Source organism: Sporichthyaceae bacterium (assembly GCA_036493475.1).
In the GTDB taxonomy this organism is placed as follows: domain Bacteria; phylum Actinomycetota; class Actinomycetes; order Sporichthyales; family Sporichthyaceae; genus DASQPJ01.
In genome coordinates this window covers 1-20507 of record DASXPS010000141.1, presented here as the reverse complement: position 1 = coordinate 20507, position 20507 = coordinate 1, and the positions used below count along the sequence as shown (strand labels likewise).

The 20507-nt window shown below is 69.7% G+C and carries 20 protein-coding genes; 11 read left to right on the top strand and 9 right to left on the bottom strand.

All coding sequences use genetic code 11. The features are described from left to right. Nucleotides 1–219, top strand: a 219-nt coding sequence (locus VGJ14_14720; GenBank protein HEY2833680.1) for an NAD(P)-dependent oxidoreductase, incomplete at its 5' end; no start/stop codon positions are given. A 64-nt stretch (nucleotides 220–283) separates the two neighbouring features. On the opposite strand, the gene VGJ14_14715 is transcribed toward VGJ14_14720, so the two are convergent. Beyond that, the gene (locus tag VGJ14_14715) at nucleotides 284–1342 is read right to left on the bottom strand and encodes a hypothetical protein (protein ID HEY2833679.1); all 1059 of its coding nucleotides are present in this window, start codon (nucleotides 1340–1342) and stop codon (nucleotides 284–286) included. Between the two features lie 195 nt (nucleotides 1343–1537). Between VGJ14_14715 and VGJ14_14710 the strand changes: the two genes are divergently transcribed. The 3 genes from VGJ14_14710 (at nucleotide 1538) to VGJ14_14700 (ending at nucleotide 4815) form a co-directional block, all read left to right on the top strand. Then, nucleotides 1538–2791: an MFS transporter gene (locus tag VGJ14_14710; GenBank protein HEY2833678.1), complete on the top strand. Its 1254-nt coding sequence runs from the start codon at nucleotides 1538–1540 to the stop codon at nucleotides 2789–2791. Nucleotides 2792–3042: 251 nt separating this feature from the next. Continuing rightward, a complete protein-coding gene (locus tag VGJ14_14705; protein HEY2833677.1) occupies nucleotides 3043–3714 on the top strand; it encodes an acetate uptake transporter in 672 nt (223 codons plus the stop codon). A gap of 276 nt (nucleotides 3715–3990) precedes the next feature. Continuing rightward, entirely contained in the window at nucleotides 3991–4815 is an 825-nt protein-coding gene (locus tag VGJ14_14700) for a mycofactocin-coupled SDR family oxidoreductase (GenBank protein HEY2833676.1), read from the top strand. Between the two features lie 103 nt (nucleotides 4816–4918). Here VGJ14_14700 and VGJ14_14695 read toward each other — a convergent pair whose 3' ends face one another. Then, entirely contained in the window at nucleotides 4919–5308 is a 390-nt protein-coding gene (locus VGJ14_14695) for a hypothetical protein (protein ID HEY2833675.1), read from the bottom strand. 48 nt (nucleotides 5309–5356) lie between these two features. Next, on the bottom strand, nucleotides 5357–9124 hold the full coding sequence (locus VGJ14_14690) for an ABC transporter ATP-binding protein (GenBank protein HEY2833674.1): 3768 nt from the start codon (nucleotides 9122–9124) through the stop codon (nucleotides 5357–5359). Nucleotides 9125–9284: 160 nt separating this feature from the next. Between VGJ14_14690 and VGJ14_14685 the strand changes: the two genes are divergently transcribed. After that, nucleotides 9285–10115, top strand: a complete 831-nt coding sequence (locus VGJ14_14685) for a HipA family kinase (GenBank protein HEY2833673.1) — start codon at nucleotides 9285–9287, stop codon at nucleotides 10113–10115. Next, nucleotides 10112–10501 (top strand): DUF3037 domain-containing protein, encoded by a 390-nt coding sequence (locus VGJ14_14680; protein ID HEY2833672.1) that lies wholly within the window; start codon nucleotides 10112–10114, stop codon nucleotides 10499–10501. The genes VGJ14_14685 and VGJ14_14680 overlap by 4 nt, the downstream gene beginning before the upstream one ends. 27 nt (nucleotides 10502–10528) lie before the next feature. On the opposite strand, the gene VGJ14_14675 is transcribed toward VGJ14_14680, so the two are convergent. Beyond that, a complete protein-coding gene (locus tag VGJ14_14675) occupies nucleotides 10529–11524 on the bottom strand; it encodes a sigma-70 family RNA polymerase sigma factor (protein ID HEY2833671.1) in 996 nt (331 codons plus the stop codon). 119 nt (nucleotides 11525–11643) lie between these two features. Between VGJ14_14675 and VGJ14_14670 the strand changes: the two genes are divergently transcribed. Next, entirely contained in the window at nucleotides 11644–12396 is a 753-nt protein-coding gene (locus VGJ14_14670; protein HEY2833670.1) for a DUF899 domain-containing protein, read from the top strand. Here VGJ14_14670 and VGJ14_14665 read toward each other — a convergent pair. Further along, entirely contained in the window at nucleotides 12356–13330 is a 975-nt protein-coding gene (locus VGJ14_14665) for an MBL fold metallo-hydrolase (GenBank protein ID HEY2833669.1), read from the bottom strand. The genes VGJ14_14670 and VGJ14_14665 overlap by 41 nt on opposite strands. Nucleotides 13331–13512: 182 nt before the next feature. Further along, nucleotides 13513–14052 (bottom strand): hypothetical protein, encoded by a 540-nt coding sequence (locus VGJ14_14660; GenBank protein HEY2833668.1) that lies wholly within the window; start codon nucleotides 14050–14052, stop codon nucleotides 13513–13515. 83 nt (nucleotides 14053–14135) lie between these two features. On the opposite strand from VGJ14_14660, the gene VGJ14_14655 reads away from it, so the two are divergent. Then, nucleotides 14136–14426: a helix-turn-helix domain-containing protein gene (locus tag VGJ14_14655; protein HEY2833667.1), complete on the top strand. Its 291-nt coding sequence runs from the start codon at nucleotides 14136–14138 to the stop codon at nucleotides 14424–14426. Between the two features lie 11 nt (nucleotides 14427–14437). Here VGJ14_14655 and VGJ14_14650 read toward each other — a convergent pair whose 3' ends face one another. Next, a complete protein-coding gene (locus tag VGJ14_14650; GenBank protein ID HEY2833666.1) occupies nucleotides 14438–15427 on the bottom strand; it encodes an LLM class flavin-dependent oxidoreductase in 990 nt (329 codons plus the stop codon). Between the two features lie 120 nt (nucleotides 15428–15547). On the opposite strand from VGJ14_14650, the gene VGJ14_14645 reads away from it, so the two are divergent. Together VGJ14_14645 and VGJ14_14640 are read left to right on the top strand one after the other, a co-directional pair. Further along, the gene (locus tag VGJ14_14645) at nucleotides 15548–16096 is read left to right on the top strand and encodes a GXWXG domain-containing protein (protein HEY2833665.1); all 549 of its coding nucleotides are present in this window, start codon (nucleotides 15548–15550) and stop codon (nucleotides 16094–16096) included. Nucleotides 16097–16167: 71 nt separating this feature from the next. Then, nucleotides 16168–16884 carry a methyltransferase gene (locus VGJ14_14640; GenBank protein HEY2833664.1) on the top strand — a complete coding sequence of 239 codons (717 nt, stop codon included), beginning with the start codon at nucleotides 16168–16170 and terminating at the stop codon, nucleotides 16882–16884. A 2-nt stretch (nucleotides 16885–16886) separates the two neighbouring features. Here VGJ14_14640 and VGJ14_14635 read toward each other — a convergent pair whose 3' ends face one another. Both VGJ14_14635 and VGJ14_14630 read right to left on the bottom strand, forming a co-directional pair. Beyond that, nucleotides 16887–17717, bottom strand: coding sequence for a PIG-L family deacetylase (locus VGJ14_14635; protein ID HEY2833663.1), 831 nt, complete (start codon nucleotides 17715–17717; stop codon nucleotides 16887–16889). Nucleotides 17718–17731: 14 nt separating this feature from the next. Beyond that, nucleotides 17732–19069 (bottom strand): oligosaccharide flippase family protein, encoded by a 1338-nt coding sequence (locus tag VGJ14_14630; protein ID HEY2833662.1) that lies wholly within the window; start codon nucleotides 19067–19069, stop codon nucleotides 17732–17734. A gap of 27 nt (nucleotides 19070–19096) precedes the next feature. Here VGJ14_14630 and VGJ14_14625 point away from each other — a divergent pair, with 27 nt between their 5' ends. Beyond that, complete coding sequence (locus VGJ14_14625) at nucleotides 19097–20086, top strand: 5'/3'-nucleotidase SurE (protein ID HEY2833661.1); 990 nt, start codon at nucleotides 19097–19099, stop codon at nucleotides 20084–20086. The last annotated feature ends 421 nt before the right edge of the window (nucleotides 20087–20507 follow it).

The following is a 20507-nucleotide window of genomic DNA, read 5'->3' as shown; positions in this document are numbered from 1 at the left end:
GCCGCCCTCGACGTCTACCCCACCGAACCCCTGCCGCCGGACCACCCGCTACGCACCCACGACCGCGTCCTGCTCTCTCCCCACGCAGCGGGCGCAGCCGGCCAGGCCGTGGCCCGGGTTATCGGCCAGTCCGTGGCCAATATTCGCCGCGTGTTGGATGGCGAGCCGATACGCGACGTCGTCAACGGGATCTCGCCGGTGGTCACCCGCCGCCGTTAGCGCGGCGGCGACGGACGCTGCCCGACCGTTGGGCAGCGTCCGTCGACCGCGATCGGGGTGCCGGTCAGTCCGTCCCGACGATCAGCTCGAGCACGTCGCTGCCGTAGCGACCTCCGGCGAGGTGGTCCCCCGCGGGGACCAGGCGCGGCGTGGCGTTGGTCGCCGGACCGAGGCTGGATGAGCCCGGGGTCACCGGGTACTCGGCCAGGGAGATCATCAGCGGCCGGCCACCGAACCACTGCTCGCCCGGCGTCACCGTCGTCGCGTAGTTGTCGGTGCCCAGGCCGGTCACCCAGCTGACGCGGTCCTCCCGGATCCCCGCGGCGCGCAGCACCGCGTCCAGCGAGGGGCCGGTCTCCTGGTTCGCCGCGTACTTGCCCGCGGCGGTGTACGAGACGGAGAGCGTTTCCTGCGGCAGCGCCGCCAACTGAGCCATCGTCAGCGTCGTGACATGCCGGCCCTGGACGATCCGCAGGCTGCCCGGCAGGGCGCATGGGGCGGCTGGGCTCGGCTTGCAGATGGCGCCGCTTGCGTCGGTGTCGTAGTCCGAGACGACGCCCACGGACACCTCGCGCACATCGGACACGAACCGGTCCCGTGACGAGTCGTTCGGCACGACCAGCTCCGGGCCGCCCGACACGGGACGCCCGTCCCGGGTCAGGGCGATGTACGCCGGGTGGTTGCCGAAGCCGGGGTCGAGCTCACCGGCGGCGAAGGTCACGCTGTTGCCGGTGCCGCGCACCGTCACCGTGACCCGCAGCAGCGAATTCTTGGTGTTGACCAGGCACGGCGGCGTCGGGGTCGACCCACACGCTGCCGGCAAAGCGATCGTCGAGCCCAGGATCCCCGCAGTGGTGGTGGCGTTGGGGGCAGCCGTCTCCAGCGGCACCCCGGTGTCGGTGTGGGTGACGATCCCGCGGGGCGTGACCTCGCTGTAGGTGAACGTCGTCGCGGCGGGCAGGTGCGCGAGCTGGGCGAGGGTGTAGCCGGCCGGCGTGGTCACCGCCCCGTCGAGCCGTACGGCGGTCCGCGCCGAGCTCGGAGTGGAAGCAGCGCCCGCCGGAAGGGCGGCGAGCAAGCAGAGCGCGCCAACCGCCGCGCCGAGAGTCACAGATCGTTTCATGAGCCGGATACTGCGGGCCGCACCCGGAGGATTCAAGGAAGCGGTGAGATCCTCACCGGAGGTAGCTGCAATCGCAACGGCATGATGGCATACAACGAGCGCAATAATCCATCCAACTTAGGTATATGCCTCGCAGGCGCGGATGGCCGAGGCCGACGCCCGCCCGGCTGTTACCCGCAAGTATTGTCAAGGGTGATGGCACCCGAACCGGTCGACGTCGCGGCACCGGCGCTGCCCCGACCGCGGACCCGCACCATGGCCGTGTCCAACCGGGTGCCGTTCCGCCTCGGCCCGCGCGCGTCATTCGCGTTGCTGGCCTCGATGGCGGTGACGTTCCTCGCCGCGTCGAATGCACCGACCCCGCTGTATCCGATCTACCAACAGCAGTGGGGCTTCTCCCCGATCATCACCACGGCCATCTTCTCCGTCTACGCCGTGTCGGTGCTCGCCACGCTGCTCACCATCGGCGCGCTGTCCGACCATGTCGGGCGGCGGCCGGTGCTCTACGGCGCGCTGGCCACCCAAGCGGTGGCGCTGGGGTTGTTCGCGGCCGCGGACGGCGTCGCGATGCTGGTGGCGGCGCGGCTCGTGCAGGGCATCTCCATCGGTGCGGCGATGGGCGCGATGGGCGCCGGCCTGCTGGATCTGCACAAGGAGCGCGGCGCGACCGCCAGCGCCGTCGGTCCGCTGATCGGCACCGGGCTCGGCGCGGAGATCGCCGGGATCTTCGTGCAATGGCTCCCCGCGCCGGAGCACCTGATCTACCTGGCGTTGTTGGGGGTGCTGGCGGTGCAGACCGTCGGCGTCGCGCTGATGCCGGAGACGGTGACGTCCAGGCCCGGCGCGCTGACCTCGCTTCGGCCGCAGTTCGCGTTGCCGCCGGCGGCGCGCCGACCGCTGCTGGTGGCCATCCCGGCGCTGCTGGCCACCTGGGCCATGGGTGGCTTCTACGGATCGCTGGGGCCGGCGCTGGTGCGCCGGATCACCGGCTCGAACAGCCACGTCTACGCCGGCAGCCCGCTGTTCGTGCTCGCCGCATGCGCCGGGTTCGGAGTGCTGGCTCTCATGCGCACGCCGCCGCGCACCCTGATGCTGCTCGGCACCGCCGCCCTGGTCGTCGGCGTCGGCGTGACGCTGTTGGCCGCGGTCTCCTCCACCACGGCGTTCTTCCTGGCCACCGTGGTCGCCGGCATCGGTTTCGGCGCCGCCTTCCAGGGCGCGTTCCGCTCGGTCGCGATGGTGGCCGGGCCACACGAACGCGCCGGGGTGCTCTCCGTGCTGTTCGTGGTCTCCTACGTCGCGTTCGGCGGGCCCGCAATCGCGGCCGGTGTGCTGGCCGAGGAGACCGGCGACATCATGACCACCGCCCGCTACTACGGCGCCGCGGTGATGGTGCTCGCCGCCGTCGCGTTCCTCGCCCTGCTGCGGCCGACCGCTGAGGATCTGTAGCCGCAAACTCGAGTTCGAGCTGGCTAACTCACTGAAGCCCTTCCTCTGCAACCCTTCCCAGCGTTTCTGATTGATCGTCATTTCGGCAAGCGGTGGCCGCCGGGGCGGCAAAACACGCGGGTGCCATTCACATCTTTTTCATGAGTGCTGGGCATAGGTCGATTGTTTTACGCCAGCAGCGGAACAACGCAAATGCTCCAGTGATCAGCTGCTAATCGGTCCCGGGCATCAACTCATCGGAAGGTGATCCAGTGGCAGAAGTCATTCATCAGCGCAACGTGACGGGTTCCGCTGCGCCGCCGCAGGCCGAGGCGGCGTCCGGACAAGCGGCGTCGCACCAGTTCATCTGCAACGCCGTTCCCGTCGGGGTGGGCGGCTTCGCGCTGACCACCTTCACCCTGGGGCTGTACACCAGCGGCCTACTCAATCCGAAGGGTGAGGTCCTGGTCCTGGCGCTGGCCGCGGTTTACGGCGGGCTGACCCAGTTCGTCGCCGGACTCTTCGCGCTGCGGCGCGGGGATCTGTTCCCGGCGGCCTTCATGACCTCGTACGGGGCATTCTGGTTCAGCTTCGTCGGCCTGATCACCTATGTCGTGCCGCACGCCGGGACGGCCGCGCCGCAGGCGGTGACGACCTTCCTGTGTATGTGGACGGTGATCACCCTCATCTTCACCGTGGCCACGCTGGGGACCAACTGGACGGTCTTCTTGACGTTCATCGTCTTCGACATCGCCATCATCCTCGAGGACATCGGGAACGGCGCCGGCTCCGTGGGCATCAAGCACCTCGGGGGCTACTTCGAGATGCTCCTCGCCGCCATGGCCTGGTACATCGTGATGGCGGAGGTGGTCAACGAGACGCTGAAGAAGGACATCTTCCCGCTGTTCCCGTTCAAGCGTCCGCTGCTCGGCAACGCGACGTAGGCGACCGAAACGGGCTCGGGCACCCATTACCACCGAGGCGACGTGACGGTCCGTCAGGCCGAGCTGACCGGGCAGGCCCGCGCTGGGCTCGACGACCTGCTCACGGTGCCGCTCTGACAAGGGCTGCAAGCCATTGACCGCGGGGTCCGCTTGCGGTGCGCGCCGGCGACGCCTCTACTGCACAGACCAGGCCGGTTTTGCAGACGCCTTGCGCGGTCGACCACTCAAGGAGTTCGATCACCTCGAGCGAACCTACTTGCACCCGAGGAGATTCCGATGGGCCGTCTGACCGGCAAGGTTGCTTTCATCACCGGCATCGCCCGCGGGCAGGGCCGCTCGCACGCGCTCCGGCTCGCGGAGGAGGGTGCCTCGATCGTCGGCGTCGACGTCTGCCGCCAGCTCGACTCGGTGGGGTACGCGATGTCCACCCCGGACGACATGGCCGAGACGGTGAAACTCGTCGAGGAACGCGACGCGCGCATCGTGACGGCCGAGGCCGACGTCCGCGACCCCGGGGCGTTGCGCAGTGTGCTGGAAACCGGCGTGGCCGAGCTGGGTCGGTTGGACATCGTGCTGGCCAACGCCGGCATCTGTCCGGGTTTCGGCGCCAGCGCCGGGCACGCCTCGGAGTTCTCCGATGTGGTCGACATCAACCTCTCCGGCGTCTACAACACCATTGAGGCAGCGATCCCCCATCTGCTGGCCCACGGCGAGGGCGGCAGCATCGTGCTGACCAGCTCGGTGGCCGGACTGAGCGGGCGGCTGAACATTGCGGGCAACGCCGGGTTGATGGGCTACGTGGCGGCCAAGCACGGCGTGGTCGGCCTCATGCGGTCCTACGCCTCCATGCTGGCGCCGCACAGCATCCGGGTGAACAGCGTGCACCCCGGTGCGGTCAACACCCCGATGATCGTCAACCCCGAGTTCGGCGCGCTCGTCGAGGAGCACCCGGTTGAGCTGTCCAAACTGGCGCACGCGATGCCGGTCGAGCTACTCGAGGCAGTGGACATCAGCAACGCGATCGTGTGGCTGTGCTCGGCGGAGGCCCGTTACGTCACCGGCGTCACCTTGCCGGTGGACGGCGGGTTCATGATCCTGTGACGGCCACCTTGAGGGGTTGGCCGCCCAAACGGCGGCACCGAGATCGCGGTTCTGCTCGCGGACGCTTTCGGGATGTTGGAGCGTGGGCTGCCGATCGACCGGCCTAGCCGCCGGGCTTCCCGAGCCCGGGGTTGATAGCCGCTGCCTCCTGGGTAGGTGACCACATCTCGCCGCCCGCACATTCGTCGGGCCCGGTGCCGCTGGAGATCAGAATCCGCATGGCGTTGCCCGCCGGGCCGGTCAGCGCGTCGTTGCAGTTGTCGTCGGCGCTCGGGAGCTGCGTCCAGGCCGACGTGGGCGTGTGCCGGTCGGGACTGGCGGGGTCTGTGTGTGTGGAGTGGGAGTCGACCCGGCACAGCAACGCGACGACGCCCAGCACCACAAGAACGCCGTACCGGACCCAGTCCGATCGCCGCCGACGCAGCCGCCCGATCACCGCCAACCTCCCGCTCCGGGACATCCCGGGGATGACGTTGCCGTGATCATGCACCACAGCGCAAGCAAAGTCTGCCGGAGCCGCACCTCGACGATGCCCGGGGGACTACGCGGCGAGCTCTTCGAATGCCTGCCACATGGCCGCGTAGCTGCCCCCGGCGGCGAGCAGCTCGGCATGGGTGCCGAGCTCCACGACCCGGCCGGCGCTGAGCACCGCGATCCGGTCGGCGGTCCGGGCGGTCTGCAGTCGGTGAGCGATGATCACCGTGGTGCGGGCGCGGGCGACGCGATGCATGGCCGCGGTGACCAGGGCCTCGGTCGCCAGGTCGAGGTTCGAGGTGGCCTCGTCGAGCAGGAGCACCGCCGGATCCATCAATTCGGCCCGCGCGAGGGCGATCAGCTGACGTTGCCCCGACGACAGGGAGCGGCCGTGCCTGCCCACCTCGGCGTGATAGCCGCCGGGATGGGCGCCAATGAAGTCGTGGGCGCCGGTGGCCCGGGCTGCGGCCTCGACCTCGGCATCGGATGCCTCGGGTCGGCCGTAGGCGATGTTGTCGCGAATCGTGGTGGCGAACAGGAACGCTTCCTGCGGGACGTAACCCAGTTGGGTGCGGAAGGCGTGAAGGTCCATGGCGCGCAGGTCCACGCCGTCGACGCTGATCCGCCCGGTGTCCGGGTCGTAGAAGCGGGCCAGCAGCTTCATCACCGTCGACTTGCCCGCCCCGGTTTCGCCAACCAGAGCCAGGGTCTCGCCGGCCGCCAGGTGCAGCTCGACCCCACGTAACGCCTCGGGCAGCTTGGCCCGCGGTGACGACTCGGGAAGTCGCGCGTCGGCCGGACCGCGCCGCTGCTCCTCGCGGGCGAGCTGGGGCAACGGGTAGGAGAAGCGCACCTCGCTCGCGGCGATCCGGCCGGTCAGCCGGCCGGGTGCCACCGGGTGATCCGGGTCGGGAGTAAGGGTGTGAAGGCCCATCAGATCGGTGATCCGGGATATCGACACCCGGCTCTGCTGCCAGGAGTCGAAGACCTGGGACAGCGCCTGGATCGGGGAGAAGAACATGTCGATGTAGAGGATGAAGGCCATCAGGGCGCCGGTGGTCAGCCGGCCGGAGCCGATGAGGTGGGCGCCGACGCCCAACACGATCGCGTCGGCAACCGAGGACAGTAGTTGCACGAACGGGAAGTACAGCGCGACGAGGCGTTGCGCGGCCATCCGGGATTGCAGGTAGTGCCTGCCCAGGAATTGGAAGTGCTCGGCGGTCGCGGCCTCGTGGGCGAATGCCTGGGCCTCACGCACCCCGGACAGGCTCTCCTGGAATTCGGCGTTGACCACGGCAATGCGATCGCGGGACTGCTCGTAGAGCGCGGTGGCGCGTCGCCGGAACGCCACGGTGGCGAGGACCAGTGGGATGACCACGGTCAGCGTCCACCCGCCCAGCTCCGGGTTGATGACCAGCAGCGCGACGCCCACACCGAGGAACGTGACGAACGAGACCAGCGCGGAGACCAGGCCGTTCTCGATCAGCGATTCGAACTGGTCGACGTCGGTGGTCATCCGGGTCATGATTCGCCCGGTCATCTCGTGCTCGTAGTAGTCCAGCGACAGCCGTTGCAGTTGCGCCCAGATCCGGATCCGCAGCGCAAGCATGACCCGTTCGGCCGTGCGGCCGGTCACGAAGGTCTCGGCGGACTGGACGAACAGGTCGGCCAGGGTGATCAGCAACAGCAGTCCGGCGGCGGCGAACAGCGCCGTGGTCGAGGCCCGGGCCACGCCGTGGTCGATGCCGGTCTTGATCAGGATTGGGGTGGCCACCCCGGCCAGGGCATCGCCCACGATCAGCGCGAGTCCGATCAACAGCGGCCGCCGGAAGCCGGACAGCAAGTGCAGCAGACTGAACCCGTTCCTCGGTCGTGCTTCGGCCGCCACGTCGGCCGTGGGTAGATCGCGGATCGGCGGTAGCGCGCGGACCCGGGCGAGTAGTTCGGGGGTGGCGGCCAGGGTACGGCCGCCGCGCCCGGTCGCACCGTGGGACGCGGACTCCGCACCGGCGGTCTGTCGCGGCACTCGCCACGCCGCGGCGGTCACGCCGGTGGTCGCTGCCGGCCCGGCGGTCGGACGTGGTGACGCTCCCTCACCGTCCAGGCCGGACAGCAGCGAGCGGTAACGTGCACTGCTTGCGGTGAGGTCTTCGTGGGTCCCGTCCTCCACGACCCGCCCGTCCTCGACGACCACGATGCGGTCGGCCAAGCCCAGCGTCGACAGGCGGTGCGCGATCAGGATCGTGGTCCGGCCGGCCAGCACGCTGCGCAGCTCGTCGTGGATCGCCTGTTCGGTTCGGGAATCCACCGCGCTGGTGGCGTCGTCGAGGATGAGCACCGCTGGGTCGGCCAGGATCGCCCGGGCCAGCGCGATTCGTTGGCGTTGTCCACCGGACAGGGTCAGCCCCCGTTCGCCGACCCGGGTGTGGTACCCGTCGGGCAGCTCGCGGATGAACTCATCCGCCGCTGCGGCCCGTGCCGCGGCCTCGATCTCGGCCACCGAGGCGCCCGGCCGACCGTAGGCGATGTTGGACTCGACGGTGTCGGAGAACAAGAAGCTGTCCTCGAAGGCGACGCCGACCCGGCGGCGCAACCAGTGCAGCCGCAGCTCCCGCACGTCGTGGCCGTCGATCAGCACCCGGCCGGAGTCCGGGTCATGCAGGCGGGAAACCAGCGCCGCGGCGGTGGATTTGCCGCTGCCGCCGGCCCCGACCAGCGCCACCCGTTCGCCGGGGGAGATGTGTAGGTCGAAACCCCGCAGCACCGGCCGCTCGGGTCCGTAGCCGAAGTGCACGTCGGCGAACGTGATCTCACCGTGCAGCCCGGCCGGCTCCACCGCGTCCGGCGCGTCGCTGACATTCGGCACCAGGTCGAGCAGCTGCATGATCCGCTCCAGGCCGGCGCGCGCGTGCTGCGCGATGGTGAGCACGCTGGCCAGCTGCCGGGCCGGCTGCACGAACTGCCCGATGTAGCTGGAGAAGGCCAGGAACGTACCCAGGCTGATGCGGTGGTGCAGTGCCAACCACCCGCCCAGCGCCAGGATCGCCACCTGCGCCAGGGATGGGATGGTCTCCAGCAGCGGCTGGTAGCGCGACTGCAGTCGGACCAGCCGCATCCGGGATCCGTACAGGGTTCCGGCCGCCGCCGCGACCCGCTCGATCTCCCGGGCCTCCTGGCTGAAGGCCTTCACCACGCGGACGCCGTTGACGTCCTCGACCACGATGTCGATGAGCTCGCCCTGGCGCTGCTGGGCATCCCAGGTGGCCGGCGCGATCCGCCGGCGCATCCGGTAGGTCACCACGAAGAGCCCGGGCAGCACGCCCACGCTGACCGCTGCCAGCAGCGGCGAGAGGTAGATCATCACGCCCAGCGACACCACCATCGCCACGACGTTCCCGGACAGCAGCGGGAGGAAGTTCAGCAGCGATTGCACCAGGGCGCAGTCCGACCCCGCGCGGGCCACCACCTGGCCGGTCGACATGGCGTCCAGCGTCGCCAGGTCCAGCGACTGCAGATGCGCCTGGATCCGGTTGCGCAGGTCGTTCTGCACGGCGAAACCGACCCGACCACCCCGGTAGCGCCGGACGAAGGCCAACCCGAACGACACCACCGCCAGCACGACCAGCGCGCCCAGCCACGGCCAGAGCGGCGAACTGCGCGCGACGATCACTCCGTCCACGATCTGACGGATGATCAGCGGGACCGCGGCCTGACCCACGCTGCCGAGCACGGCGGCGCCGAATGCCAGCAGGACGTCACGACGGTAGGGCCGCAGGCAAGCCCAGAGCTGACGAAGCCAACCGGCCGGAGGGACAGGTGTTACCGGCGCGCTCACTTCACCATGTTAGATAACGGTCTCGACACGTGGCTGCGCCAGGCGGGGCCAACAGCGTCACCGAGCCGTCGGTCGACGGCGGCTCGGTCACTGCCACCACCCGCGCCACCGGCACGCCACGCTTACCCTGCCCCGACTAGGCTTCAGCATCGTGCTCCCCGTGCTGACGGCCACGCGCTACATCACGCCGCTGCGGGAGGGCGGATCGCTGCCGGGGTTGATGGAGACCGATGACCTCGGTACGTACGTGGTGAAGTTCCACGGCGCCGGGCAGGGCCGTAAGGTGCTGATCGCCGAGGTGATCTGCACGGGCCTGGCCCGAGCGCTCGGCCTGCCGGTGCCCGACCTCGGCCTCGTCGACCTCGATCCGCTGCTGGCGCCCGCCGAGCCCGACGAGGAAGTGCAGGATCTGCTGCGCCGCAGCGCCGGGCTGAACCTCGGCATCGACTTTCTGCCCGGCTCGCTGGATTTCGACCCGGCTGTGTTCGAGGGCGACCCGGCACTGTCCGGACGGGTGCTGTGGTTTGACGCCCTGGTGCAGAACATGGACCGGTCCTGGCGCAACCCGAACATGCTGCACTGGCACGGTCATCTGGTGCTGATCGATCACGGCGCGGCGTTGGTGTTTCACCACGAATGGAGCCGGGCCGAGGCCTCGGTCGCCCGCCCGTACGACGCCGAGCAGCACGCGCTGATCCGCTACTCGCCGGACGTGACGGCGGCTTCGACCGACCTCGCCCGGTTGGTCACCGACGAGACGCTGACGGCCGCCGTCGCGGATGTTCCTGACCTGTGGTTGGTCGACGAGCCCGGCTTCGATTCTGCCGCGCAGGTGCGCGCCGCGTACGTGGCCCGACTGCGGGCGCGGCTGGCTGCCGAGGCCGACTGGTTGCCGGCGCTCGCGGCCTGCGCCGCCCGGGCGCCCGTCCCGGATAAGACCGCCGTGCCCACCCGCGCGCGCCCGGCCTGGCTGAGGGGGCGTCGCCGGTGACTGTGCCGCAACGACACGTCTTCGAGTACGCAACCCTGCAGGTGGTGCCGCGGGTGGAACGCGGGGAACGGATGAACGCGGGCCTTTTGCTGTACTGCAAGGCATTGGACTACCTCGGGGCTCGGGTGCACCTCGACGTCGATCGGCTGCTTGCCCTCGACCCGTCCGCGGATACCGCGGCGGTGCTGCGCGGGTTGGAGGCGGCGACGCACACCTGCGCGGGGGAGGGCCCCGCCGCCGGCGAGGACCTGCTGCGCCGCTTCCGCTGGCTCACCGCGCCGCGCAGCACCGTGGTCCAACCCGGGCCGGTGCACACCGGTCTCACCAGCGATCCGGGTGCCGAGGCCGACCGGTTGATGGCGGTGCTGGTGCTCAGGGTGCAGTGACCGGTTCGGGTGCACGGTGCGTAGTCCTCAGCACGGCAGCGCGCGTGGCAATCCGAAGGCGTCGAGCATGCCGGATTCGAAGCGGGTGAGCGCGGCGATGCGGTCCCCGGTGACCGTGAGCACCAGTAGCCCGGCACCGTGCCGGATGCCGCCGGTGGGGCTCTGCAGGTAGGCACCGAACGCGAGTTGTCCGTTGGCCCGCGTCGGCACCAGGTGGTACACGCGGCCGCCGGCGGCCAGCGCCGCGAAGAACCGACCCGCGAGATCGCGCCCGGAATACACGAATGGCATCGGCGGCATGGACACCCGCACGTCATCGGTCATCAGCGCCACCAGACCGGCGATGTCACTGGACTGATACGCCGCCACGAACGCCGCGACCAAAGCCGCCTCGGCGGGTGATTCGGGGGCGGGCGCCGGCTCGCCCGGATCGTGGGAATGACGGCTCAGCGTGGCCCGCGCGCGTTTGAGTGCGCTGGTCACCGACTCGGTGCTGGTCCCGAGCAGGTCCGCGACCTCGTCGGCGTGGTAGCCCAACACGTCACGCAGGATCAGCACGGCCCGCTGCCGCGCCGGCAGCAGTTGCAGGGCGGTGATGAAGGCCAACGAAATAGCCTCGCTCTGTTCGTAGCGTGCCTCCGGCCCGGGCTCGATGCGGTCGGACAGCAACGCGTCGGGATACGGCTCGAGCCAGACGACCTCGTCCAGGCCACTGGGCTGGGGCGGGTGCACTCCGGGCACGGTCCACTCCGTCTCGGGTCGTCGCCGCGCCGCGCGCAGCGCGTTGAGGCATCGGTTGGTGGCGATCCGGTACAGCCAGGTGCGCACCGAGGCGCGAGCCTCGAACTCGGCGAGGTGCTGCCAGGCCGCGAGCAGCGTGTCCTGCACCGCGTCCTCGGCGTCGTGGAAGGAACCGAGCATCCGGTAGCAGTGCACGTGCAGTTCCCGCCGGTAGGGCGCCACCAGTTGCTGGAAGGCGTCGGTGTCACCCGCCCGCGCTTTCGTGATCAGTTCGCTCGCCATCACCGCTCCTCCACCGTACGGACACCGCGGGACGCCGAAACTGGGCGCAGGCCCCGCGCCCAATTTCGATCCGCCGCGGTGTCTGTTTCGTCGAGACGTTCTGACGGAAGGAGATCATCATGGACACCCCAACGATCGTTGACCGCGCGCAGTGGGAAGACGCCCGGGACCGCCTGCTGGTCCAGGAGAAGAGCCTGACCCGGGCCCGCGACGCGCTGGCCGCGCAGCGCCGCCGCATGCCGTGGATGGCCGTCGACACCGAGTACACGTTCCTCGGCCCGGACGGGCCGGTCGGGCTGCGGGACCTGTTCGCGGGTCGCCGCCAGCTGATCGTCTACCGGGCCTTCTTCGAGCCAGACGTGCACGGCTGGCCCGAGCACGCCTGCCGCGGCTGCTCGATGATCGCCGACCACACCGGGCACCTGGCACACCTCAACGCCCGCGACACCACCCTCGTCTTCGTCTCCCGGGCCGGTCAGGTTGAGATCGCGGGCCTGAAACAACGCATGGGCTGGTCCATGCCCTGGTACACCCTCACCGACAACTTCGACCTCGACTTCGGCGTCGAGGCATGGCACGGCACCAACGCCTTCATCCACTCCGATGACCGGGTGTTCCGCACCTACTTCATCAACAACCGTGGCGACGAGGCGTTGGGCAACACCTGGAGCTATCTGGACATCACCGCGCTGGGTCGCCAGGAGGACTGGGAGGACTCCCCGGACGGGTACCCGCAGACCCCCGCGTACCAGTGGTGGAACTGGCACGACACCTACGCATCGGCGCAGGAGCAGGGCTGGGCCGACACCGTCGAGCGCGGCGTCGCCGCCTTCACGGATTCCGCTGGCGCGGCGGCACCGGCTCGTAGGTGATCAGCCCGTTGCCGTCCACCGAGCGAAGGAGATGCCCGCGTTCGCTCAGCACCACGAGGTGGGCGTTGGTCTCGCCGATGGCCAGGATCTGGTTGAACGGGTCGAGCTTGTCGAACGGTGTGTCCCGCCGCGTCCAGCCCAGCCGGCGCGCCGCCTCGTAGGCCGTGCCCGCGCCCGCTTGGGCCGCGGCCAGGGTGTCGGCCAGCCGCTTATCGTGATGGGCAATCAGTTCGTGCACCCGCTTGTGCACGCTGTCCGCGGGCGCGCCGTGCGCAGGCATCATCACCGCGTCCGGGTGGGTCAGCAGCAGATGCAGCGAGCGCAGGAAGTCGCCCAGCGGGTTGTCCACCCGCGCAGACTCGAAGCCGACGGACGGGGTGATGTGCGGCAGTACATGGTCGCCGGTGAACAACACGGACGCCGTGGGGTCCAGGTAGACCAGGTGCCCGTGGGTGTGGCCGGGTGTCTGAATCGCGGTCAGCGTGCGGGTGCCCGCGTCCAATACCTGCCCGTCGGCCAACCACTCGTCCGGCAACCCGAACGAGGCGGACGAACGTTCCCGGTCCTCCTGGCTGTACAGGCTGTCCCAGGCTGCACTCAGATGTGCGGCGCCGAGGCTGGGCAGCACCCGGGCCGACGAGCTGTTGGCGTCCACCATGGCCACCTCGACGTTCTCGCGCTCGCCGATACCGATTGCCAACCGGGTGCCGAGGGTGCGCTGCAGCGTCACCCCGAGCGTGTAGTGATCGCGATGCGCGTGCGTGACGAGGATGCGCCGGATGTCCGACAGCGCGTAGCCGATGCCGTCGAGCGCCGCCTCCAGCGCCTCCTGCGCCTCGGCCACCGCCCAGCCGCCGTCGATCAGCACGCACCCGCCCTCGGCGCCACCGTCGATCGCGTACACGTTGACGGCGCGCAGCCCGTCGTTGGGCATGGGCAGCGGGATTCGATGGACTCCCGGCGCCACCGGGTGCGCCCCCGGCTCGGTCCAATCAGCAGTGGGTGCGCTCAGGGCTGACGCTCCATCAGTTAGTGCTCGCCCGCGGCGCCGGGTGATCGTTGCGCAGGCCGGTCGCGTCCCAGCCTAGGGGCCGGGCGATTGGGCCCGCCCGGCGGTCAGCACCGATAGTCGGCGAACCGCGGCGCGTCGGGTTCCAGCGGCACCCGAGCGGCGCGGGCGACGTAGGCGATGGCGTGGTACCACCCGGCGAGCATGAGCAGATCGAGACGCTGCTCGTCGGTGAGGTCGAGGAGGGCCCAGGTGGAGTCCGTGACGTCATGGAAGTCGTGCAGTTCGTCGACGGCGCGCAGCAGTGCCCGCTCATCAGCCGGCCAACAGGGATCGCCGGGCGTGCCCGAGGTCAGCGAGGTGATCTGCGCATCGGTCAGCCCCACGCGCTGCGCGAAGAACGCGATGTGCACACCCCACTCGTACTCGGCGCCGCAGCGGGCCGTAACCCGGTCAATCACGATTTCCCGTTGCCGCATGGACAGCGAGAGGTCGCGGCTCAGCTCGTAGCGGCCCCACCCGGTCATCGCCTCGGCCATCGGCCGATTGCGGGCGAACAGCTTGAACAGGGAAATCGGCGGTCCCATCGCAGGCAGCGCCTCGGCAGCCAAATTAATCCGCGGTGCTTCGAAAACAGAAGCGTTCATGGCGACACGGTAGTGTTTCGAATATCGAAGCGCAACTGGGCGCAGCCAATGCGGTCCGCGGGTCCTCCACCGGCCGGCCGATCATGGCTGCCCTCGACCTGCTCGGTCGGCGCTGGACGTTGCGGGTGCTGTGGGAGTTGCACGACGGCCGGCTCGGCTTCCGCGAACTCCAGGCGCGATGTGACGGGATGTCATCCTCGGTGCTGCGCACCCGGCTGGTGGAGCTCGTCGCCGAAGGGCTGCTGGCGCAGGACACGACGGGCTACCGGCTGACCCCGATCGGCGCGGAGCTGGCCGAGGCCATCGGGCCGCTGAACGCCTGGGCGCAGCGATGGAAAGGCCCCCGGCCGCCGGCGCGGTCCGGGGCCCGATAACCGGCAGCGCTTCAGCCCGCGTTGACCTTGGGCAAAATCTCCTCGGCGAGGACGCGGATGTCCGCGATGGTCTTCTCGGTCGGCACGTCGTTGAACGGCGGCCAGAGCAGCGGCATGTCCAGACCGGCCTCGTGGTACGCCTTGAGCCGGTCGGTGATCTGACCGACGGTGCCCACCAGCAGGTTGGTGCCCTTGCCGGCGTCGCTCTGGTCCATCTCGACGTCGGTGATCACGAACCAGATCATGCTGACCATGTCGAAGTTGTCCGGCAGCGGATGGCCGAGCTCGCCGAGCTCCTGGGTGATCTCGGACTTCCAGGCCTTGATCTGATCCGGGGTGTCCTGGATGCCGATCCAGCCCTGCAGACCGTACTTGGCGATGCGCTTCGCCGAACGCTTCGCGTCCTTCAGACCACTGAAGTAGATCGGCGGGCCGGGCTTCTGCAGGGGCTTGTGGCCGAACCCGCACAGGCCGAAGTCGGCGAACTCACCGTGGTACTCGAACAGCTCGTTGCTCCACACGCCCTGCATGATCTCGATGGTCTCCCGCAGGTGCGCATGCCGGCGCGGGAAGATGTGCGAGGCGCTGGCGGCCGCGAATTCCTCGGGCATCCAGCCCGAGCCCACGCCCACGTTCAGCCGGCCGTTGGCCAGATGGTCGATGGTGGCCAGCTCGGTGGCGAGCACGCCGGGCGCCCGGTAGGGCGTGTCGATGATGCTCATGCCGATCCGAACCTTGGACGTCTTGGCGGCGAGCCACGGGATCAGCGGCGCCCCCTGGAACCACTCGCCGCGGGAGGCCACCGGCATGCCCTTGGGGAACTCGGTCATCATGCCGAAGGAGTGCTGCAGCTCCATGCGGTCGGACGCCTCGGGAACGACGATCCGGTCCAGCGTCCACACGGAATCGAAATCGAGTTCCTCCGCGAGCGCGGTCAGGTCCTCGAGCTCCTTGAGGGTCACCTTGGTGCGGAAGTTCGGCAAGTAGAGAGCGAGCTTCATGCGTGGGGCCTCCTTGAGCAACTGTGGTCGGCACCGTTCTAGCCCATTTCCCGGTGCCCCGGCCAGAGGAAGCGGGTATGGCATTCTGCAAGGCACCACCGGTGGATGGACGGAGCTGTAATGACGACGATCTCCCCCGCCGACACCCTGCGCGACCTCGAGCACGGTGCCACCACCACACAGGCTCTGCTGTTCTTCGACTCGCTGCCCGCGGTGAGCATCGAGGAGATGCTCGGGGAGTGGGCCGGCGGCGAGATCCCCACCGGCCACCCGATGAACGGCCTGCTCGGACCCATGGGCTGGCACGGAAAGCGCTTCGACGCCGCGGATGACGTCCACCCGCTGGTGATGGACGGACGCGACGGTGGCCGGTACAGCCTGAACCCGGGATTCCTCCCGGTGCCGACGTTGCTGCGGTTCCGCGCCCTGCTGAACAATCCCACGCTGCAGCGGGTGGTCCGGTCGTTGGCCCCGGCGCTGCGCACCCGGGCGCCGAAAGCACGGCTGCGCATGCTCTCCTACCGCGGCGTGCTGACCGCGACCATGTGTTACGACCAGCTGCCGATCCACGACGTGTTCCGCAAGGTCGACGAGAACACCGTGCTCGGCGCCATGGACCTACGTGGCACCGCCGATCCGCTGGTGTTCTTCCTGCGCCGCGAGGTTTAGTCCGTATCGACACCTGGGCCGACCTGGCATGCCAATTCGCCGATGGCGCGTACGCGACGGCGAAGGGACTGGTGCGCACCTACGTCATGCACCAGCAACTGCTGGAACACCTGCCGCCACCGCCGGCGGCCGTGCTCGACGTCGGTGGCGGCGCGGGCCACCAGTCCTTTCCGTTGGCCACCCTCGGGTACCGCGTCACGCTGCTCGACCCGTCCGCGGCGATGCTGGACAAGGCCCGCGAACGACTGCGACGACTGCCCGAGGACGCGCAGTCCCGCCTGACCCTCATCGAGGCCGAGGGCGCGCACGCGGACGAGGCGGTGAACAGTCAGCGCTTCGCCGCCGTGCTGTGCCACGGCGTGCTCGGATATCTGGAAGACCCGGCGCCGGTGATGGACCAGCTCTGCCGCTGCGCCGCCCCGGGCGGCCTGGTCTCGATCCTGGCCGGCAATGCCGACGCCGCGGCGGTGCGCCCCGCGCTGGAGCGCCGCTGGGCGGACGCACTGGCTGCCTTCGACGCCCGCAGCGAGATCGGCGTGCTCGGGTTGCCGACACGCGCCGACACAGTGGCGGAACTCAGCGAGCAACTGCGGGCCCGCGGCGTGCAACCGCTGCGCTGGTACGGGGTATGGCACTTCGTCGACTGGCTCGACCTGGGCGGAGTGCCGGTGGACCCGAGCGACTCAGCGCAGATCCAAGCCGCGGCCGCCGTCGAACTCGAAGCCGGCCGCCGCGACCCCTACCGCCAACTCAGTCGGATCTTCCATCTCCTCGGCCGCAAGCAGTGAACTCACCGAAGGCCGGCGAACAGATCCGTCTCCCGCCCGGCCGGCTGGTTCGTTGTGTCGCGCACCCGCAGGAACGTCTCGATCCCCATCATCTCGGTGAACAGCGGCAGCTCGAGGCGCAGGAAGAACTGATTGTCCGGCTGGCTGGCGTGTGCGGCGAGTGCCCGGTACTTGCGCTCGGCGAACTCACGGTTGTCGATCCACGTGGTGATCTCGGCGGCGGGCAGGCCCAGCGGCGGCAGGTCACCGTCGGCGTCCCAGTCGGCGCCGTTCTCCCGCATCCGCGCGGCGAACTCCGCCATCCACTCCTGCGGGACGGTGGTCCAGTACACCTTGGCCGGCGCGACCTCGGGTGCGAGCCGGTCGACGGCCGCCATGGTGATGCGGTGCGCCTGAATGTGATCGGGGTGTCCGTAGAACCCGTTCTCGTCGTAGGTGATGACGACATCGGGTCGGTAGCGCAGCATCAGCGCGGCCAACCGCGCCGCCGCGTCATCCACCGGGGCGGCCCAGAACGCACCGGCCGCGCTGTTGGCGTCCCACCCCATCATCCCGGAGTCGTGGTAGCCGAGCAGTTCCACGTCGTCGACGCCGAGGATCGCGCAGCTCTCCTCGAGCTCGGCCTGGCGCAGTGCCACCACCGCGTCCGGGTCGTGTCCCGGCTCGCCCGGCTTGACGCCATCGGGCATGTCGCCGCATCGGCCGTCGGTGCAGGTGACGAGGACGGTTCGGATGCCCTCGCCGGCACTGCGCGCGAACATGCCACCGGTACTGCTGGCCTCGTCGTCGGGGTGGGCGTGCACGGCCATCAGGGTCAGCGGGCGATCGGTCACCCGCATATCTTCCGTTACGGCGTGCTGGGCGCCGGCGCCGGTCCGGACATGGCCGGCGCGGCCGTCGGCAGCGCGGTGTAGAAGGCGGCCAGCAGCGCGACGTCGGTGATCAAGAAGGCCATGGCCGCACCCTTGATGCCAACCGCAGGCACCAGCGCCAGATTGGCGATGACGTTCCCGGCCAGCCCGGCCAGGGTCAGCCGGGCAATGTAATCGCGCCGGCAGAGCAGAGCGATCGGGGTGATCACGCTGAGCGCCGCGCCGGGCAGGCTGGCCAGCATGAGGATGTTAACTGCGGTGCTGGCCGACCCGTAGTGGTCGCCGAATGCCGCGCGCAGCAGTCGGGGCGAGAGCAGCGCCACGACCAGCGCGATCGGGGCGGCCACGGCCGTCGCGCGCAGCGCCAGTCGTCGGGCCACCGGGCGGGCGTTGCCGGCCAGGTCCGAACCCACCGCGGCGACCGCGGCCGAGGCCATCGCCATGGCCGGCAGCAGCACGGTGTCGTAGAACTTGTACGCCGCGACGTAGATCGCCACCGACCCGCTGCCCTTCAGCATTGCCAGCAGCCAGATGTCGACCCGCTCGTAGGCGCTGCCGATGATGCCCGCCGCGGCCAGCGGCAGCGTGGCCCGCAGCCGCAGTTCCGCGCGCTGTAACGGATCCGGGTCCGGGGTCAGCGTCAGCCGCGGCTTGACCAGCACCGGCAACGCCAGCGACGAGACGACGTCGACCAGCACGAACGCCGCAATCACCCCGGACGGCTTCCAGCCCGCGGCCAGCGTCGCCGCGCCCACAACCAGCAGCGCCAGCTTGGAGAGCACGTTGTACGCGGCCTCGACGATGCCGATGGCCCGCCCGCGCAGCAGTGCCAGGAACGAGCCACCCAGCGGCGTGACCGCGACCGAGATCGAGTACAGCCCGGCCATCCACCACCGATCGGCCTGCGCCGAGTTGACCCAGAGCGCGATCAGCACCAGGCCCGCCACCAGCCCGGCCACCAACCGGGTCAGCACCGCCCGGCGGACCGCTCCGGAGTCGACCCGATCGTGGTCGCAGGCCACCTTCGACAGGGCCAACGGGATACCCAGATCGGTGCCGATGCTCACCAGTGACCCGAGGCTGAGGACCAGCGTCACCTGGCCGAACTGATCAACCGTCAGTTGGTGCGCGACAACAGCCAGCCAGACGGTGGTCAGCAGCCCGGCGGCCGCTCGGGTGACGCCCAGCTGGGCACTCATGCGGCCGGAGCCCGACGGCCTGCGCACCTGATGGTGCCACCGCGCGCCGAGGTCCAGGTCCATGGCCGGTGATGATGGCAGGTTCGAGAAGTTCACCGCCGGCTCGGCATCCATTCGCCGGGTCCACTTAGCATCGAGGTCATGACCAGTCATGTACGGCCGCACCTGCTGGCGGCGCTGATGGTGGGGGCTATCGCGGTGTCCGGCGTCGCGGTGGGCGTGGACCGGGCCGCGGCGAAGCCGACCGCGTCCGCGCCGTTGCGGATCCTGCTCACCAACGACGACGGTCCGACCGCCAGCGGTGGGTACCTCACCGAACTGCGCGATGCGCTGTGCGCTGCCGGCAACGCGGTCACCGTCGTGGTGCCCGCGACCGATCAGAGTGGTAACGGCACCCGGATCACGGTGAAGGGCACGCTGACCGCGGCGAAAAGCACGTTCACCTGCGGCTCGGGGGAGGGCACCGAGTACGCGGTCAGCACGTCCATCCCGGCCAACGCCTCGCCCCCGGACGCCGTGCTGTTCGGCCTCAAGGTGCTCTTCGCCGATTCCCCGCCGGACCTGGTGGTGTCCGGGATGAATCCGGGCGCCAACGTCGGGCGGGTCACCAATCACTCCGGCACGGTCGGCGCCGCGGTGACCGCGATGGAGCAGGGCGTGCCCGCGATCGCGGTGAGCATGCAATGGAACGCGCTGGATGCCACGCGGGGCTTCACCGGCGCGGCGGCCGCCCGGCCCGCGGCGAACTCCTTCGTCGTCGATTTGATCAAGACCCTGCAGCGGGACGAGTCGGGCCACACGTTGTTGTCCGGCGGCGGGCTGAACATCAACTGGCCGGTGGTCTACGACAAGGTTGGTCTGCAGCTCGTCCCACCCACGGGGGTGCAGCTGACCCGGGTCGGCTCCGCCGATGCCATCACCCTGGGCTACACACCGCTGGTCGGCGACAAGTACGCCGTCGCCGTCGGCCTGTGCAAGCTGCCCAACCCGTGCGCGGCCGAGACCCGTAAGGACGCGGACACCACCGCGCTGGACAACAACCGGGTCAGCGTCTCCTCGCTGGACGGCGACTGGTCCACCGGCGTTGGTGCGGACCTCAGCAAGGTGTTGCGGGAGATGCGCGTCGGTTAGGGGGTGTGGTTCGCTGAGCACTGGAATCCGGAGACCGGGAAGGGCGGGGGGTTGTGCCGCTGACGTGGGCGGCGTCGGTGGCGGCGATGTAGGGGGTGCGGGTCAGGGCGGCCTGGACAAGGGGGTGCGGGCGGGCGCCACGGTTGCGGTCGGGTGAGGGTCGCGGAGGAATGGGCCCGTGCCGGCTTGCTCGGTTGTTCGGACGTTAAGGTCATCGAAAGTTTGTTCGAGCGATACTCGGATTTGCCTGACAGGGATAGGTTCTCATGAAATCATGAGGCATGTTCGTTCCCCCGACCTTCCCGGTCGACGCCAAGGCGTTGGCCGAGGACATCACCGCGGTGCTCCTGGCACCGTTCCCCACCCGGGCACAGGGCAGCGCGGTCGAGCAGGCGCAGTCCGATGGGTTGACCTACCTCGG

Excerpts from the sequence above, each read along its gene's own strand:
- VGJ14_14650 (HEY2833666.1), bottom strand. The coding sequence starts at position 15,427 with ATGAAGCTCGCTCTCTACTTGCCGAACTTCCGCACCAAGGTGACCCTC.
- VGJ14_14630 (HEY2833662.1), bottom strand. The coding sequence starts at position 19,069 with ATGGATGCCGAGCCGGCGGTGAACTTCTCGAACCTGCCATCATCACCG.
- VGJ14_14655 (HEY2833667.1), top strand. The coding sequence starts at position 14,136 with ATGGCTGCCCTCGACCTGCTCGGTCGGCGCTGGACGTTGCGGGTGCTG.
- VGJ14_14670 (HEY2833670.1), top strand. The coding sequence starts at position 11,644 with ATGGACACCCCAACGATCGTTGACCGCGCGCAGTGGGAAGACGCCCGG.
- VGJ14_14675 (HEY2833671.1), bottom strand. The coding sequence starts at position 11,524 with ATGGCGAGCGAACTGATCACGAAAGCGCGGGCGGGTGACACCGACGCC.
- VGJ14_14625 (HEY2833661.1), top strand. The coding sequence starts at position 19,097 with ATGACCAGTCATGTACGGCCGCACCTGCTGGCGGCGCTGATGGTGGGG.
- VGJ14_14660 (HEY2833668.1), bottom strand. The coding sequence starts at position 14,052 with ATGAACGCTTCTGTTTTCGAAGCACCGCGGATTAATTTGGCTGCCGAG.
- VGJ14_14700 (HEY2833676.1), top strand. The coding sequence starts at position 3,991 with ATGGGCCGTCTGACCGGCAAGGTTGCTTTCATCACCGGCATCGCCCGC.
- VGJ14_14645 (HEY2833665.1), top strand. The coding sequence starts at position 15,548 with ATGACGACGATCTCCCCCGCCGACACCCTGCGCGACCTCGAGCACGGT.
- VGJ14_14710 (HEY2833678.1), top strand. The coding sequence starts at position 1,538 with ATGGCACCCGAACCGGTCGACGTCGCGGCACCGGCGCTGCCCCGACCG.
- VGJ14_14715 (HEY2833679.1), bottom strand. The coding sequence starts at position 1,342 with ATGAAACGATCTGTGACTCTCGGCGCGGCGGTTGGCGCGCTCTGCTTG.
- VGJ14_14665 (HEY2833669.1), bottom strand. The coding sequence starts at position 13,330 with ATGCCCAACGACGGGCTGCGCGCCGTCAACGTGTACGCGATCGACGGT.